Genomic DNA, 18384 nt, shown 5'->3' with positions numbered 1-18384 from the left:
TTTCCATGTAAGTCAAAACCAATAAACTCTTTCCTCACTAATACATTTACTACGGTGCTTATAGTGGTATAAGCAGGTTTAGGCTCTTCATATTCCATCACAATATCTTTGAGATAAGCTTTTTCCAGCTTCCACAAATGCTGCATAAGTTGTTCTTCTGCTTTTGTTAATTCTTTCATATCACAATTATATTACTATTTAATTAGTAATACAACTACTTATTAAATTATACTACTATTTATATAGTATTAATTATAAAGACTTTAACAACATATTAAAAAAATTGCAGGTTTTAAATACAGTATAAATAATTATTGGTAAGCAGTTATATAATTCCTAGCTTTGAACAAAATTTACCTAAGCATGTTGCTTTTGTAACATTTTATAAATCAAATCGCTATTTATGATTTAATATCTATTAAAATATTCATAAATACACAATCTGAAATTCAAAATTAAAACCAGTTTTTACTTAACACATTTGTTATCTATGAACAAAATTTTAAGATTAATTCTCACCCTATTAGTTTTATTTTCTTCAATATCTTTAGTAAAAGCAAAACCCTCACAATCGAATGATTCTCTGCAAGTCGAAGTGGAACTTATCAATCCCTCTTCTACAATCAATAATGGAGAAATCAGATTGAAAGTGAGCGGAGGAAGTGAACCTTACCAATACAGATGGTCTAACCAAAACACCGCTTTAACAGCCTCTAAAGCTTCTGGGCTTATTGAAGGCAAAGAATATACAGTAAGAATTTCCGATGCTAACAATCAAATAATTGATAAAAAAATCACCATTGAAGCTGAATCCATTACCGAAAACTTCAATGCAGTTTTTGATCCCGTGGTAGCATTTATGGGTAATGTATTGTTTTGGGACCCTTTTGCCGCTGTGGGATTATACGATCCAGTTGTGATGACCGATCAGGAAATGATCAAAACACCCGATTGGAATGCAAGAACTGACAAGACTTTTATTCTTAAAGAAAAATTGGTTCAAGATGGTGAGCAGGTGAAAAAAGGGGACCCTATCGCCATTGTCTCTATCAATAATCAAGATGCCGATACGGTAACAGCCACAGCTGATGGGGAAATCAATTTCAACGTGGAAGAAGGTAATGTCATTTTTAGTCCCAATAATACCAAGGATTTAATTGAACAAGGCGCTCAATATTTTGCCAGCATAAAATTTGATGATGAACAACCTTTACTTTATGCAAATGGAGATGTTAGAAAAAATAATATCCCTTTTATTGTATTTTGGTTGATTGCAGGTGCTGCTTTCTTCACCGTGAGAATGGGATTTATCAATATTCGTGGGTTTAAACATTCTATTGATTTAGCTAGAGGAAAGCATAGTGATCCTAATGCACCAGGGAAAGTAACGCACTTCCAAGCTTTGGCAACTGCAGTTTCTGCAACAGTTGGTTTGGGAAATATAGCCGGTGTGGCAGTAGCCGTTTCCATTGGTGGTGCTGGCGCCACTTTTTGGATGATTTTAGCTGGTTTCTTGGGTATGTCATCCAAATTCGTGGAATGCACATTAGGTGTAAAATACAGAGAAATTAAAGCCGATGGAAGAATTTTCGGTGGCCCTATGAATTATCTCCGTTATGGACTTGAAAAACGTAATATAAAAGGATTAGGAAAAATATTAGCCGGAGTATTTGCAGTGCTATGTGTTGGTGCTTCATTTGGAGCTGGTAATATGTTCCAATCTAATCAATCCTTCCAGATTATGGCTTCTCAATTTTCTGTATTAGAAGGCTGGGGATTTTGGTTTGGAATAGGATTAGCTGTTTTAGTAGGTGTAGTTATCATTGGTGGTATTGAAAGTATTGCTAAGGTTACAGGTAAAGTTGTGCCAATTATGGCTGCAGTTTATGTAGTAGCTGCTTTGATTATTATTGGAATCAATATTGAAAACATAGGCCCTGCCTTTTCCGCTATCTATAATGGAGCATTAAATTCAAGTGCCTTGAAAGGCGGATTCATAGGAGTTTTAATTATTGGATTCCAAAGAGCTGCCTTTTCGAATGAAGCGGGAGTAGGTTCTGCAGCTATTGCACATAGCGCTACCAAAACACATAATGCCCCCTCTGAAGGATTTGTAGGATTGATGGAGCCATTTATCGATACCGTAGTAGTTTGTACCTTAACTGCCTTAGTTTTGATTTTTACAGGTATGCATGAAGTACCTGACGTAACAGGAGTTAAATTGACTGCTCAAGCCTTTGGTTCAGTAATTTCTTGGTTTCCTTATATTTTAGCAATAGCCGTATTCCTATTTGCATTCTCTACCATGATTTCATGGTCTTATTATGGAATGAGAGGATGGACTTACCTATTCGGAAAAACCAAGAAATCAGAATTAGCTTATAAAGTTACTTTCTTAATATTCGTGGTAGTAGGTGCTTCTGTAAGTTTGGGAGCTGTACTCGATTTCTCAGATATGATGATTTTAGCCATGTCAGTTCCAAATATGATCGGTTTATACATCATGTCATCTGAGGTGAGGAAAGATTTAGCGCACTATTTTGAGAAAAAGAAAGCGGGTAAGCTTGGGCAACCGGATGAGGATTGATTCTTAAAATTCGGGTATCAATTGATATTCATCTAAATTAAAAGTTAATAATTAACATCATTAAATCAGTAAAATAAAATGCATAAAATGATAACTCATCTTATTTATATGTTTATCATTTTATGCTTATTCTCTTGTGAGGATGAATTACATATCCCACCGCCAGACGATGTTGATAATCAAGTAACCGAATATGAACAATTCGGAACTCCTTTTAATGAAATTCCTGCAACGCAGGATATCATTATGTATGAAGTGAATTTACGAGCTTACAGTCCAGAAGGAGATTTACAAGGTGTAATTGACAAATTAGACCATATTGAAAGTTTAGGGATAAATGTTATTTGGCTGATGCCTATTCATCCAATAGGCCAGGTCAATTCCGTAAATTCACCTTATTCGGTTAAAAATTATAAGGCTGTTGGCTCAGAATATGGAGACTTAGAAGATTTAAGAACGCTCACAACTGAAGCTCATAACAGAGGGATAGCGATCATTATGGATTGGGTGGCCAACCATACTTCCTGGGATAATAACTGGATCCAAAATAAAAATTGGTACAGCCAAGATGCTAATGGCAATATAATTCATCCACCCGGCACCAACTGGCAAGATGTAGCTGATTTAAATTATGATAATGAAAATATGAGAGAGGCCATGATTGATGCCATGAAATATTGGGTATATGAAGCCAATATTGATGGTTTTCGTTGCGATTATGCCGATGGTGTTCCTTTTGACTTTTGGAAAGAAGCATGGCAAAATTTAGACTCAATTCCTGATAGACAATTTATATATTTTGCTGAAGGAACGAGAAACGATCATTTTGATGCTGGATTTGATTTGAATTTCAGCTGGCAATTTTACGGTGCCCTAAAGCAAGACTTCAACAATCAAGTGGCGGGTAAGATTATTGAAGTTGATAAAAAAGAGAAAGCAAATACCCCAGAAAATAAAAGTTGGGTCAGATTTACAACCAATCATGATGAATCAGCTTGGGATGCCACTCCTATTAGTCTGTTCAATGGGACGGAAGGAGCATTAGCTGCATCCATGGCTACCATTTTTACTGGTGGCGTTCCTTTGATCTATGGTAGTCAAGAAGTAGGTACAGCTAATAATATTCCTTTTTTTACCAATTCTACCATCAATTGGGACAACAACCCTAAAATGTTATCCGCTTACCAAAAAATGCTGCAGTTTTATTCAAATTCTACAGTAGCAAAAACAGGAGAAAACACAGTATTTCCCCATAATGATATTCTATGTTTTAAAAAATCATTTGAAAATGAAGAAATACTGATCATTACAAATTTGAGAGATTATACGATCAACTTTTCCTTTCCACCAGAATTAGAAAGTTCAGAATGGTCTGATATTATGGCTGAAAGCACCTTAACATTGAATAATGATATTACTTTAGCTCCATATCAATTTTATATATTACAAAAATAAAATTATTAAAATAATAATTTGCATTAATTTTATTAGGTCTCAAATATTCTAATCCATAACTTGAATTATAGAATTGAATATTTTTTTTAAAATATGAAGTGGATTTATCAAACAGACCCTAGCGATAAATATCGATATACCTTAGGTAAACAAGGTAAGAGAATTTTAATCTGTTTGGGAGTAAATCCTAGTCAGGCAAGACCGGAGCAATATGATGGCACTATTTCTTCTGTGGAGCGAATCGTCAGGCATAATCAATTTGATGGTTGGGTTATGATAAATCTTTATGCCCAAAGAGCCACCTCTCCTACATTATTACACCAAAAAGTTCAAAAGAAATATCATGAAGAAAATCTTGAAATCATCGAAGAATTATTCGAAGAAAGCGATCCTGTCATTTGGGCGGCTTGGGGTAATTTAATTGATTCCAGACCTTATCTTAAGCATTGTCTATCTGATATTTTCAATATGAGCCAATTCTATGATTGCCAATGGCTTTCGGCTGGTGACCCCTTAAAAGCGGGGCATCCTAGGCATCCGCTTTATCTCAAGAAAACTACTGATTTATCGGCTTTTGATATAGAGGAATATATGGAAAAGATCATTTAGTATAAATACCTACTTTACTTTAACCACAAAAGAAAAGAACACAATAGATTTTATATAAATATAAAATTGAATCACGCTCTTAGATTTTAATCTAAAAACTCAAATAAATATAACTGACATCTCCCATGTTTTATGCAATTTACTTTTACCATATGTAGAAATTTAACTATCTCAAAAATAACCTTGGTTATTTTCTTTTGTGTTCTGTTGTATCTTTTGTGGTAGGAAAATAATCGCCTAATTTTATTAGTGAAATTTATCTAAACTCAATAATATGTACAAATCTCTTCTGAAAAACCTATAGTTGTATTTACTTCTCAATATGATTTTAAACTTATAAAACAATCATTCCATCATAGGATGATAAATCCGTTTTGCATTTTCATAAATCTCCTCCTTATCCAAAGTCATGGATTTTAGTTCTTTATTGATAAACATCTCCATTTGATCAGTAAAATGAGGGCTATCAGGTCTAGAAGAAGCGCCATAAGGCATAATGGATTCTAATTTAGGCAATCCTTCCCTGAATCGGGCTAATAAAATATAAGACTCCCCTACATAGGTCTTCTCTTTCAAGCCATCTCCTATCTTTTGAGTATACATAGGTGCAATGACATCTGGCAATCCATCAATTGGCATTTCTATGTCTCCCCGTTTATGGACTTGCAACTCGCTAAGCGGTACTTCAATAGTCCCAAATTCAGCTACCAATTGTGATTGTGATATTTTAACAATTTCAACAGCTTCAGCTTTATCGATCTTTTTTCCCTTTGCATTATTGATTACAACCTTCATTAAACCTGCTCCTATACTTTCCTTTTCTGCATTTCTATCCCAATTCTGAAGGATTTTCAAATAGTCTTCTATCTCTGGGTAATCTTTGGGATCAAACTCAAAAATGATATTGACATCTTCCTCAAATTGAAATTGATCAGGATATTGAATATCGAATTTTATCTTTTTAAAATCATCATAACTCAACTTACCTTCCTGGCTCATTAGGCTTTGAAAACGAATGCTTCTATTATTATCCTTTATAGAAAAGCCCATTTCTGAGGGAAACTCCAAGGAATCCAGATTTTCATTGTAGGCAGTAGCATTGAAGGGTGTATTATTCATATTAAATAAATAGCCTGCTTTCGGATCTGTATATTGTGGCAATTCATTAAATGCATGATAATTCGTCCATAAAGTAACTGATGTATCTCCAGGTAACACATTTCTCCAATTAAAATTGGGATTTCGAATTGGCAATTTGGCATTGCTCACATAAAAAATATGGTGGTCTTTGTCAGCATAAACTATATTGAAATCAGGCAGGTAAAGCTGTGAAACCACACTTTTAAATTCTTGCAAGTTCTTTGTTTTAGTCATTTCATACCACTGCTGTATGGCCTTTAAATTTTGATTGGCTACAAAGCTTAAGGAGAAATACCCGTTATCATTTTTTAAAGTTGGCCCATAAACGCTTTGATAATAAGTTTTGGAAATTGGAATCGGCATTCCTAATATCTTGACTTTTAATTTAGCTTTACGCTTCTCCAATTCTAATATTTCTCCATCAAAATAGTAGTGCTCCTTTTTATCTGGATGCATCCTTAATTGATAAACATCCATTTTATCCGGATGATTGACAGTATGCGCCCATCCTAAATTTTCATTTACTCCATGAAAAATAGTAGGACTTGCAGGAAACAATGAGCCCAGCATATTCCAGCCTTCTTCACTATTCAAATGAACTTCATACCAGCTAGCCGGTCCTACAAAAGGTTGATGAGAATTTACAGCTAAAAAGCTTTCTCCAGTGGTGGTTTTGCTCTTGCCAATAGCGATACCATTTGAACCAATGCCCACATAAGGATTATTAAAGGATTTATTGGCCACTATATCACCAACTATTTTGTCTGCACCGCTCATAGCCGATAAGGACAAAACAAAAGCCGTTAGCATATTATCGGCAGTGACTGGGAATAATTTTCTATGCAATACTTCATCTTTATGATGAAGTGCATAGGAGTTTATACCTTGAATATAGCCATCTAATAAAGCTGAAAATTCAGGTGATAGTTGGTCTTTCTTCTCTTTGACTACATCTGGTGCACCAATAAATTGGGTGAAGAAGTCGATTCCTGCTCCATCTTTACCGAATTGCCTCCCTGCCATCAGTTTGCCAGCCAATAAGGTGGATTGAATGGTTTTAAAATCATCTTCTGCATGTGCCCAGGCTAATCCATAAGCGACTTCAGCATCTTTCTCTCCATAAATATGTGCAACTCCCCATTGATCGCGAACGATATCAATTTTATCGGGTGAGATTTGAGCTGAAAGAGAAAAGAAATTTAAAGTAAAGAAAAAAAGAAAGACGTATTTCATTTATATTTTATGATAATCTGCGCGTTAGAGCACTAAATTTATGAAGGAAAATTTAATCTGAGTATAAAATCTCATATTATTGTGTTTAAAGATTTATCTTTCATTAAATATAAACCATGATACAATACAACCCTAAAAATTGGTTCGGACTTATTTTCCATTCCTATAGCCGTCAAGTGGTTAGAACGTTATTACCATTTTTAACGATTATGGCAATTTATACCGCTATAGTCACTTTTCTTATTGAGGATTATTTTAATTTGGATTTTCATAGTACCACTGTTGTCCATTCATTGCTTGGTATAGTGTTGGGTTTATTTTTGGTATTTCGAGTAAATTCAGCTTATGACCGATGGTATGAGGGAAGAAAATTATGGGGCCTATTACTTAATAATTCCAGGAATTTGGCATCTAAACTAAATGCTATGATTTCGAAAGAAAACGAAGAAGATAGAATCTTCTTTCAGGAAATGATCCCTGCATTTGCTTTTGCTTTAAAAGATCATTTAAGAAAAGGTATTAAAATCAAGCACTTAAAAATCACAGATGAAAAATTAAAAAAGCACCTAGAACATAAAGATCATATACCTAATGCTATTACTTCTTTACTATACCAAAAAATAAATCAGTTATTAACTTCAGGGAAATTAACACCCAATCAATTCTTGGTTTTGGATAAAGAAATGAAGGAGTTTTCTGACATTTTAGGTGGCTGTGAAAGAATTAAGAATACTCCTATACCTTATTCTTATAGCATGTTTATAAAGAAATTTGTATTTACTTATACGGTCACGCTTCCTCTGGCTTTTATCACTGAGTTCCATTATATGACCATTCCCATTGTAATATTTATTTTCTTCATTTTAGTAAGTGTTGAATTGATAGCCGAGGAAATAGAAGAACCTTTTGGCGGAGATGTAAATGATTTGCCTACTCAGGAATTATCTGAGAAAATTGAGAAGAATGTAAAAGAACTGATGAATTAAGTAAATAAGAAATCATGTTTATTAAATGCACTTGAATTTGAAAATCAATAAAGTACCATTAATTCCTTATAAATTTTTATATTGCTACATCAATAAAAGAAGTATATGGAGCATTATGATTTGGTAATTATTGGAGCAGGTCCATCAGGTTATGCTGCTGCCATGAGAGCAGTTGATTTAAAAAAAAGGACTTTATTAATTGAAAAAAACATCCTGGGCGGAGCAGGGATTACTAATGGTGCTCTTTCTTCCAAAACTTTATGGGAACTATCCAGAGATATGCTGGCTTTCCGTAAAAATTTAGATCGCTACCATTTAGAACCACCAAAAGCAGTTTGGAAAGAGATTCAAACAGAAGTTCAAAGCGCTGTAAAAGAAAGAATTCATTTATTAAGAAGTCATCTTCAAGAACTGCAAAATAATTCAAAATATTCTCCATATATAGATTATGTAGAAGGTGAAGCCTCTATTATCAGTGAGCATTTAGTAGAAGTAGAAACACCAAAAGAACGCCTGGCATTTGAAACAAATTACATCATTATTACAACAGGAAGTCGCCCGAGATATTTACCTAATATCCCTATAGATGAGGACTATATACTCACAAGTGATGGAATTGAACAGCTAGATGATTTTCCTGAAAGCATGGTCATAGTGGGTGCCGGAGTAATTGGTTGCGAGTATGCTACTATTTTCTCAGGTTTTGGCCAGACAAAAGTATATTTGATAGATAAAGGAGACAGCATTCTTCCCTTTGAAGATCCCGATGTGGTAGCCGTTATAGAAAAGAACCTGGAAGCACAAGGAGTCCATATTCATAGAAATTCCTCCTTAACTCATATGGAAAGAAAAAATGATAAAGTAGTCTATACACTTGATTTTTCAGATGGACACCAAGAGACTTTTGAAGTGGATAAAGCATTAGTCTCAGTCGGGAGAGTACCTAACTATGAGAACATATGGGAGAAAGCTGTACCCATTAAAATGGGACAAAGAGGTGTTGAAGACAATGATACTAAGACATCGGTAAAAAACATATTTGCTGTGGGTGACATTACCGCTGACATCAATTTAGTCAATGTAGGAGAACTGGAAGGCCGCTATGCAGTGGAGAAAATTTTTGGTACGCCTAAGAAAAAATTAGTGTATGAAAATATCAGCACCATTATGTTTTTAAACCCTGAAGTAGCAGGTGTTGGATTCAATGAAAAAACTGCACAAGAAAAAGGATTAAATTATAAGGTCGTGACTACCGATTATTCCACTATCGCAAGAGCAGTTGCCAAAAGAAACACTCAGGGTTTTATAAAATTATTAGTGACGGATGATGATGAAATGCGAATTTTAGGGATGAGAGTTGTGGGGGAACAAGCATCTGCTGCTATTCAGGCAGTTGCTCTACTCATCAGCATGAATAAAGGAATTGAGGAGCTAGCAGAATGTGTCCACCCCCATCCCAGCATCACAGAAGGAATTCAAGAATCCGTTAGAGCACTTTTAGGAAAATCAATTTTGAAATCCGGTTTATTAAAAAATAAAGTGAATTGCTATTGCTATGATTGCGAAAAACAAGAAAGAGTAATGATTTAAATTTGATGAATGGTTTAACAAAAAACCATTCCTGGAGTTTTAAAAATAAAAATTCTATGAAAAATCTACTTATTATCCTTATTGCTTTATTTAGCACAAGCTTGTATGGACAAGATATTATCAGCACTAAGCAAGGTGATATTAAAATCCACCCCATTGTACATGGGACTTTAGCCATTGAGTATAATGAGCTCACTATTTACGTAGACCCTTACGGTGGAGCGGAAGGATTTGAAGGACTTAATGATGCCGATTTAATTTTAATTACAGACATTCATGGCGATCATTTGAATAAAGAAACACTCCAAGCACTCAATACTTCTAAGGCTCATTTTATAGTACCAGAAGCTGTAGCGCAACAAATGGAAGGAATTGACCATGCAGAAATAGAAATTTTAAATAATGATAAAAGCACTTCATTTAAAGGAATAGATATAACCGCCTTAGCAATGTACAATCTACCTCAATCTGAGGATTCAAGACATCCAAAAGGCAGAGGAAATGGCTATTTATTGAATATGGCTGATCAAGTAATTTACATTTCAGGGGATACTGAAGACATACCCGAAATGCGAGCTCTACAAAATATTGATATTGCTTTCGTTTGTATGAATATTCCATATACTATGACAATTGATCAAGCCGCATCCGCTGTACTAGAATTTAAACCTTCTATTATTTACCCTTTTCATTTCAGAGGACAAGGAGGCTTAGCAGATGTTGAGAAATTCAAAACTATGGTGAATGAAGAAAATGAAAATATTGAAGTAAGATTAAGAAATTGGTATCCAAAAAATTAGCATCCACCGAACAAAATAGTTATTCAATCTAATTTCAATGGATATAGCATCATCATTAAATGCTAATAATTGCTTGGGAATTAAATTTAGAATAAATTGAAGGTAATTAGTCTGATTACTGATTAAATGAGAGTAAAAATATTAATTTTCTTATTTCTGATTTCATCTATACAAATTCTCCATGTAAAGGGGAATGAGAAAATGGACAGCCTTCAAAATTTACTAAATAGTAAAATTGAAGACAGTAGCAGAATAAGCATCTACAAAGAATTACTGTATAGTCTAAGTACTTCAGAACCTTCCCAAGCAATATTTTACGGACAGCAGGGATTAGAATTAGCAAGAAAAACAAATGATCAGTACTCTGAAATTCAGCTCCTAAATAATCTTGGAATAGCCTATTATGGACTTGGAGATTATGAAAAAACATTAGAATACTTCCTATTGGTACTGGATTTGGAAAAAGATTTAGATAATCTTCAATCGCTTTCCAGAGCTATGAATAATGTAGGTATTATATACGATGAAATTGGGAGATTAGACAAATCTGCTTACTATTATGAAGAGTCACTAAAGATAAAAAAGTCGATTGACGATTCCTTAGGAATTTCCAACACCATGAGTAATTTAGGATTGCTTTATATGAAAATGGAGAAAACTGAAATAGCCATTAACTATTTTCGACAATGTTATAAAATTGATAAAAAATTAAATGATGCAGTTGGTATATATAACTCCTTACATAATATTGGCATTTATCATAAAGATTATGGTACTAAAGATTCAGCCGTTTATTATATAGAAAAAGCACTGTTAGCTGTCCCAAAAGACGAAAAGAATTATGATAAAACCTATATCATTAAAAGTTTGGCTGAGAGCTATCTTACTGTAAATAAATACAGTAAAGCCGAGAATTATTTCGAAAAAGCAATTCAATCTGCTAAAGAAGTAGAAGCATTAGATGTGATAAAGGAATCCTATAAAGGCTTATCCGAAATTTATGAATATAACAATCAATTTGAAAAATCATTAATCGCTTATAAGAAGTATAAAGCTTTAAATGATTCCATATTTAATCAAGACTTTAACAACAAAGTATCTCAATTAGAAAAGAATTTTGAGATTCAATCAAAGGAAAAAGAGATTCAATTGTTAACCAATGAAGCTGAAATTACCAATCTACAATTAATACGCAGACGAAACTCCAATTATTTTTTAATGGCACTTGGAATTTTATTAGCTATAGTGGCTTTTGTCAGTTATAACCGATACATCATAAAAAACAGATCTAACCGATTGCTCAAGCAAAAAAATGAGGAAATCAATCATCAAAAATCTGAAATCAAGGAAAACAGGGATGAAATAGAAGCACAAAGAGATAGTATTTTGGAACAAAAGCTAGCATTGGAGGAAGCAAGCTCTGAAATTATGAAAAGTATATGGTATGCTCAGAATATCCAACAAGCTATACTTCCTGACTTAAAGCAGATAAAAGCAGTCTTCCATGAATTTTTCTTGCTCTATATGCCCAAATCGATTGTAAGTGGAGATTTTTATTGGTTTACAAAGAAGAAAGATAAAATTTTCTTTGCCTTAGCAGATTGCACAGGTCATGGAATTCCGGGTGCATTTATGACGGTAATGGCCAACGATCTATTGAATAGTATAGTCATACAGCAAGATGAAAATGATTGCGCAAAAATTCTTAATTTATTAGACGAGGCAGTTTTAAATAGCTTGCAATATAAAGAGAACTCCTCCAATGATGGATTAGATATTGCATTATTGTGCATAGATCTTAAAAAACAACAGTTGACATTTTCGGGTGCCAGCATGGATTTGTTGGTCTATCAGCAAAATGACTGGAAAACAATCAAAGGAGAACGATTTTCAATAGGTGGATTTAAAGAACAAGATTTAAAACAAGCTAAAAACATCAAGTTGAACTTGAAAGAGGATACACATATTTATATGTATTCGGATGGTTACGTTGACCAGTTTGGCGGGAGAGAAGATAAAAAGTTTATGCGAAAAAGACTTAAATCTCTTTTAGATGAAATCAAAATTTTACCATTAGAGCAACAGAAAGTAAAACTAGAAAAAGCAATGATTGAATGGAAAGGTAATCAGGAACAAACGGATGATATTGCTTTTGCTGGGATTAGGATTTAAGGCCAATAGTGCGTGCTATTGGAGGAGAAAAAAAATGCCTACCCTTTTTAAACAAAGAGTAGGCATTTCAAAATTTTATCACCCAAATTTACCTTTTAAGGCTGCTAATTTTGCTTGAAAATCTCCTTCAGGTGCTTTTTCCTCTTCTTTACGCTTGAACTTACCTTTAGGCTTTTCTTCTTTGGATTGTTGCTTGAAAGGATCTTTCTTTAAAGAAAATGAAATCCGTTTTCTGGCTTCATCCACTTCTAAAACAGTAACTTCAACCTTTTGCGCAACATTCACTACTTCTGCAGGGTTACTTACAAATTTATCAGCTATATGGCTTACATGCACTAATCCATCCTGATGAACACCCACATCCACAAAAGCACCAAAATTGGTGATATTGGTGATGATACCCGGTAATTTCATACCGACTTTCAAATCTTTAATTTCATTTACTCCTTCGGTAAAGGAAAAAGCTTCAAATTGTTCACGAGGATCACGGCCTGGCTTAGCTAATTCCTGCATGATATCTTGTAAAGTTGGAAGCCCTACAGATTCTGTCACATACTTTTTCATATCCAACTTCTCTCGTAGCTCCTTACTGCCCATCAAATCCGTAATAGAAGCCTGAACATCTTTAGCCATTTTGTTTACCAAATTATAACGTTCCGGATGGACTGAACTGCTATCCAAAGGATTTTTAGCATCACTGATGCGCAAGAAACCTGCTGCTTGTTCAAATGCTTTATCTCCTAAACGAGGCACTTTTTTCAATTCCTCCTTGCTTTTGAAGGCCCCATGCTCATTTCTATAATTCACTATATTTTCAGCAATGGAAGGACCTAATCCAGAAACATAAGTCAGTAATTGCTTACTGGCTGTATTCAATTCAACCCCTACATTATTCACACAACTTACCACAGTATCATCCAAGCCGGCTTTCAGAAGGTTTTGATCTACATCATGTTGGTACTGCCCCACTCCTATTGATTTGGCATCAATTTTCACCAACTCAGCTAATGGATCCATCAATCTTCTACCAATAGATACCGCACCACGGACTGTTAAATCATATTCTTTAAATTCATCCCGAGCTACTTCTGATGCAGAATAAACTGAAGCACCACTTTCATTAACCATCACAACCATCACTGATTTAGGCAAGCCGATTGAATTAATAAACTTTTCTGTTTCTCTACCTGCAGTTCCATTTCCTATCGCTATGGCTTCAACATTATATTTTTCCACTAATTGCAAGATCAACCCTGCCGCTTTAGTGGTTTGAAGCTGAGGTTCATTGGGATAGATAGCCTCGTTGAACAATAATTTCCCTTGCTTATCCAGACAAACTAATTTACAGCCCGTTCTAAAACCAGGATCTACGGCCATCACATTTTTCTGTCCCATTGGAGCCGCTAATAAAAGTTGTCTCAAATTATCCGAGAATACCTTGATAGCCTCCTCATCCGCTTTTTTCTTAGTGAAAATACGGATTTCAGTTTCCATGCTAGGCTTCAATAATCTTTTGTAAGCATCCGCTAAGGCCGTTTTCACCTGCTGAGCAGCTTCATTATCAGCTTTCACAAAATGCTTTTCCATAATGAATACAGCATCTTCTTCCTCTGGACTGATATCCAGCATCAGTATCATTTCTTTCTCCCCTCTTCTCATGGCCAAAATCCTGTGAGAAGGAGCCGTTTTTACATTTTCCTCCCATTCAAAATAATCCTTATACTTCTGACCTTCTGTTTCTTTACCACTTAAGACTTTAGAACGGAATTTTCCTTTTTCCAAGAACAATTCACGGATGTCTTCACGCAACTCTGCATTTTCATTTGCCCACTCCGCAATGATATCTCTGGCTCCGTGTAGAGCTGATTCAATATCAACTACCTCTTTTTCTTCATCAATAAATTTTGCAGCTTCAAGCTCTAAATCAATATTTCCTTGCTCAAAAATAAGTTTAGCCAGTGGCTCCAGCCCTTTCTCTCTTGCTATGGTCGCTTTAGTTCTTCTTTTAGGCTTATACGGAAGGTAAATATCTTCCAGTTTAGCCATAGTTTCGGCTGCATTGATTTCCTTTTCAAGCTCAGGTGTTAGTTTTTCCTGCTCCTTGATAGATTTTAAAATAGCTTCTCTCCTTTTGTCCAAATCGCGCAATTGTTGCACACGATCACGAACATCAGCCACCGCTACTTCATCCAAACTGCCCGTCATTTCCTTTCGATAGCGAGAAATAAAAGGTACCGTAGCACCACCATCTAATAATTCTACTACCGCTTTTACTTGTTGGGGACGAGCATTTAGTTCCCCTGCAATTTTAATTATATGATCCATTTTGAAGATTTTAGAGTCTAGATTCTAGAACCTAGACTTTGGATTTATGATTTCAATTAGTTTAATTTCAGACTCTTAGTTTTACGTTGGTTAAATATTGAAAACCAAACTATATCTAGACTCTAGGTTCTAATGTCTAGAATCTAGGTCCCCCTCAAAAACCCAACACTTTTCGTACCCTACCCAAAGTCTTGCTTGCTATTTCTGCTGCTTTCTCTTCTCCTTTTTCTAATTTCTTATGAAGCTCATCTATATTTTCCATGTAATGGTTATAGAGCTCTCTTTCTTTGGAGTATTTTTCAACAATTAATTCATAAAGAGCCTGTTTAGCATGACCATATCCATAATTACCGCCTTCATAATTTTTACGCATTTCAGCTATTTGCTCTTCAGAAGCCAATAATTTATAGATATTGAAGACATTACAGTTATCCGGATTTTTTGGCTCTTCCATAGGAGTGCTATCCGTGATAATTTGCATTACATTTTTCCTTAGCTTTTTATCGGTCTGAAAAATATCAATGGTGTTTCCGTATGATTTGCTCATTTTCTGCCCATCAGTACCCGGGATAGTCATGATTTGTTCATCAATTCTAGCCTCAGGCAGAACAAAAACTTCTCCATATCGATGATTGAAACCACTGGCTATATCACGTGTCATTTCCAAATGCTGCTTTTGGTCTTTCCCAACCGGAACTATGTCCGCATCATATAAAATGATATCGCAGGCCATCAAAACCGGATAAGTAAATAATCCTGCATTCACATCAGCCAAGCGATCGGATTTATCTTTAAAAGAATGGGCATTTGCCAACATAGGAAATGGTGTATAGCAACTCATATACCAGTTCAATTCGGTTACCTGAGGAACCATGGACTGTCTGTAGAATAAATTTTTATCCGTATCAAAGCCAAAAGCCAACCAAGCCGCGGCCACTGCATTTACATTTTCTTTTCTAACCTCAGCATCTTTAATAGTAGTTAAAGAATGCAAATCAGCAATGAAGAAGAAACTCTCATTTTTCGGATCTTGAGATAATTTAATAGCTGGAATAATAGCACCTAATAAATTACCCAAATGTGGTTTACCTGAGCTTTGAATACCTGTTAAAATTCGTGACATTTTATAAATTTTTCTTTCTAATGATTTTGTCTAAACTATAATTCCCACCCCCATTTAATGCCGTAACAGAAAAAACTGCTGCATATAACAATCCTAGTTCCTGTCGTCCAAATGGATCACCGCTATGAACTACCAAAGCCGCTATTAACATAGTGAATAAAATGGGCACACTTGCCAATCGAGTGTAAAGTCCTAAAGCTACTAAAATTGAACAAATAAATTCCGCAAAAACAGTCGCAACTAAACTTACTTCTTCTCCTAACCCTAAAGGATCTGCAAAACTAAAATCTCCGGAAAGTAATTTCAAGAATTTAGGATAACCATGTGTAAGCATCATGAGCCCACCGGCCAAACGCAAAATCAATAAACTTAAATTTCTAAAAGGCATTATTAAGTAGTTAATTATTTGACAACAGAAAAATGTATTATAGTTCCATTCCTTACCTACATTGAATTAAAATAAATTATAGATTCAAAAAAGTATAGAAATGTGTATCTTCGTTTACAACTAAAAACGAATTTATGAAGAATATTCATTTGCTTAAAAGTACCCTTGCGATTGTTTTTCTATTTTTTATCCACATTGCGGTATATGCACAAAATAATACTGCAAAAATCACATTCTTAGAAGATACCCATGATTTTGGAACCATAGATGAGGCAAGCGGTATTGCTCAATATACCTTCAATTTTATTAATTCAGGAAGTGATTCTGTAAAGCTAACTTCAGTTAGAGCTTCCTGTGGTTGTACTACTCCATTCTGGGAGAAAGACGCTCTTATGCCGGGCGATACAGGGAAGATTGAAGTGGCCTATAATCCATTAAATAGACCTGGTAAATTTGCCAAAACGATAACAATAAGATCTTCGGGAGAACCTGAAACGAAAATTTTACGGATTTCAGGATATGTGGAACCCAAACCTAAAACTATTGAAGATAAATTCACCACAGAATTAGGAGGTATAAGACTCAAGAGTAAATTCATCAATTTCGGAAATATCACCACTGAAAAACCTGTTTCTCAGATCGTAGAAGTATATAATCAATCAGAAGATACTATTACTATTTTAGATCGTTTTGTATCAGCTGATTTTATAAAAGTCACCAAACTTCCATTAGAAATACCTCCTAAAAAATCAGCTGAAATTGAAATCAGTTATTTACCTAAAATAAAGAATGACTTAGGGTTTATGAATGACCCTTTAACTTTATTTACGGATGAAGTAGAAAACAGCAATAAGGCATTGAATGTGATTGCCACCATTAATGAATACTTCCCCCCTATGACGGAAGAAGAGCTTGCAAAGGCACCTCACATCGAATTTGAAACATTAGAATATGATTTTGGCCACATTGATGAAGGTGATAAACTATCTCATAATTTTAAATTTACAAATACTGGAAAAGACACCCTGAATATTAGAAAAACAAAAACAACCTGTGGGTGTACGGTTTCAGAATTGAAGAAAATGGATTTTGCTCCAGATGAGACAGGTGAGATCAATGTTACTTTTAACGCTGAAGGAAGAAGAGGGACTCAAATCAAAAGGATCACTTTATTTACAAATGACCCTACTGCTCCATCTCAAGATTTGATAATAAAGGCCTATGTGAGAGATTAATAAATGCATTAAAACCACATCATTTAATGTACAAGCACCTATAAAAAGAATGCTGAATAAAATAGATTTAATAATGAAAAATAAACCCAATCTGTCAGTAATTTTTGAGTGATATTTTAACTTAGAGTTAACACCTATAATTTGCACTAGAAAATCAGGTCTTTTGATTTTCTAGTGTTATATTCTCAAGCACTCCATCTTCCCAATTTTGATAAAAATGAGTTTACCTTTAATAGGCTAAAAAGCATTTTTTCAACTCTACTATTCTGACTATAAACAATTTATTACTATCTTCATCAGGCAAATTTCAAGGTTTTATGTTGTTATTCAATTAGGGATCATCAGATTTTGAATTTGAATATATCTACGACACATAAAACCAATCATTATGAAAACACACTTCATCTTTTATTTTGTTTCATGTTTCTCGGTAAAATCTTAATACTGCCTTTTATTGGTTTAAGAGCACTTCTTCTTTGTTTTATGGTGTCCAAGAGAGCAGAATTAAGCATTAAACTGCTGATTTTTGTATTTTAATGCTCCATACTTTTTCCATTGATGAAAAAGTATGCAAAAAATCTAGGTAAAATGATGCTACTTCCCGCTAATGTGGCTGTTGCACAACTCAAATACAGCATAATTTAGACTAAGTCTATATCCTAAAAAATACACTTATATATCTGATATTCAGTTGTTTAAATGTATTTTATTTGCTATATTTTGCCATGCAAGGAAGAAAGA

13 protein-coding genes are annotated in these 18384 nt (G+C 34.4%); 8 read left to right on the top strand and 5 right to left on the bottom strand.

What is annotated here, in order from left to right; translation table 11 throughout:
- Positions 1 to 179 (bottom strand): BlaI/MecI/CopY family transcriptional regulator (locus tag Q0L29_RS03170; RefSeq protein ID WP_296619014.1); only part of this gene is annotated, 179 nt, incomplete at its 3' end.
- A 311-nt stretch (positions 180 to 490) separates the two neighbouring features.
- Between Q0L29_RS03170 and Q0L29_RS03165 the strand changes: the two genes are divergently transcribed.
- The 3 genes from Q0L29_RS03165 to Q0L29_RS03155 all read left to right on the top strand — a co-directional run bounded on the left by Q0L29_RS03165 (position 491) and on the right by Q0L29_RS03155 (position 4651).
- Positions 491 to 2587: an amino acid carrier protein gene (locus tag Q0L29_RS03165; protein WP_296619013.1), complete on the top strand. Its 2097-nt coding sequence runs from the start codon at positions 491 to 493 to the stop codon at positions 2585 to 2587.
- Between the two features lie 87 nt (positions 2588 to 2674).
- Positions 2675 to 4042 (top strand): alpha-amylase family glycosyl hydrolase, encoded by a 1368-nt coding sequence (locus Q0L29_RS03160; protein WP_296619012.1) that lies wholly within the window; start codon positions 2675 to 2677, stop codon positions 4040 to 4042.
- Positions 4043 to 4135: 93 nt separating this feature from the next.
- Positions 4136 to 4651, top strand: a complete 516-nt coding sequence (locus Q0L29_RS03155; protein ID WP_296619010.1) for a DUF1643 domain-containing protein — start codon at positions 4136 to 4138, stop codon at positions 4649 to 4651.
- A 345-nt stretch (positions 4652 to 4996) separates the two neighbouring features.
- On the opposite strand, the gene Q0L29_RS03150 is transcribed toward Q0L29_RS03155, so the two are convergent.
- Positions 4997 to 7024: a penicillin acylase family protein gene (locus Q0L29_RS03150; RefSeq protein WP_296619009.1), complete on the bottom strand. Its 2028-nt coding sequence runs from the start codon at positions 7022 to 7024 to the stop codon at positions 4997 to 4999.
- Between the two features lie 116 nt (positions 7025 to 7140).
- Between Q0L29_RS03150 and Q0L29_RS03145 the strand changes: the two genes are divergently transcribed.
- From Q0L29_RS03145 to Q0L29_RS03130, 4 genes are all read left to right on the top strand, one after another.
- Positions 7141 to 8010 carry a bestrophin family protein gene (locus tag Q0L29_RS03145; protein ID WP_296619007.1) on the top strand — a complete coding sequence of 290 codons (870 nt, stop codon included), beginning with the start codon at positions 7141 to 7143 and terminating at the stop codon, positions 8008 to 8010.
- A 105-nt stretch (positions 8011 to 8115) separates the two neighbouring features.
- Entirely contained in the window at positions 8116 to 9600 is a 1485-nt protein-coding gene (locus tag Q0L29_RS03140; RefSeq protein ID WP_296619005.1) for an NAD(P)/FAD-dependent oxidoreductase, read from the top strand.
- Between the two features lie 56 nt (positions 9601 to 9656).
- Positions 9657 to 10400: an MBL fold metallo-hydrolase gene (locus Q0L29_RS03135; RefSeq protein ID WP_296619003.1), complete on the top strand. Its 744-nt coding sequence runs from the start codon at positions 9657 to 9659 to the stop codon at positions 10398 to 10400.
- A gap of 126 nt (positions 10401 to 10526) precedes the next feature.
- On the top strand, positions 10527 to 12572 hold the full coding sequence (locus Q0L29_RS03130) for a tetratricopeptide repeat protein (RefSeq protein ID WP_296619001.1): 2046 nt from the start codon (positions 10527 to 10529) through the stop codon (positions 12570 to 12572).
- A 78-nt stretch (positions 12573 to 12650) separates the two neighbouring features.
- Here the strand turns inward: Q0L29_RS03130 and Q0L29_RS03125 are convergent, their stop codons facing one another.
- From Q0L29_RS03125 to Q0L29_RS03115, 3 genes are all read right to left on the bottom strand, one after another.
- Positions 12651 to 14897: a Tex family protein gene (locus Q0L29_RS03125; protein WP_296618998.1), complete on the bottom strand. Its 2247-nt coding sequence runs from the start codon at positions 14895 to 14897 to the stop codon at positions 12651 to 12653.
- Positions 14898 to 15051: 154 nt separating this feature from the next.
- On the bottom strand, positions 15052 to 16020 hold the full coding sequence (trpS, locus tag Q0L29_RS03120) for a tryptophan--tRNA ligase (RefSeq protein ID WP_296618996.1): 969 nt from the start codon (positions 16018 to 16020) through the stop codon (positions 15052 to 15054).
- Position 16021: 1 nt separating this feature from the next.
- A complete protein-coding gene (locus tag Q0L29_RS03115) occupies positions 16022 to 16408 on the bottom strand; it encodes a DoxX family protein (RefSeq protein ID WP_296618994.1) in 387 nt (128 codons plus the stop codon).
- A 134-nt stretch (positions 16409 to 16542) separates the two neighbouring features.
- Here Q0L29_RS03115 and Q0L29_RS03110 point away from each other — a divergent pair, with 134 nt between their 5' ends.
- Positions 16543 to 17643, top strand: a complete 1101-nt coding sequence (locus tag Q0L29_RS03110) for a DUF1573 domain-containing protein (RefSeq protein ID WP_296618993.1) — start codon at positions 16543 to 16545, stop codon at positions 17641 to 17643.
- Positions 17644 to 18384: the final 741 nt, after the last annotated feature.

Origin of the sequence: Marivirga sp., from assembly GCF_024636815.1 — a bacterium.
GTDB lineage: Bacteria > Bacteroidota > Bacteroidia > Cytophagales > Cyclobacteriaceae > Marivirga.
The sequence above is the reverse complement of the archived record's forward strand: the minus strand, read 5'-3'. Positions and strand labels throughout refer to the sequence as shown.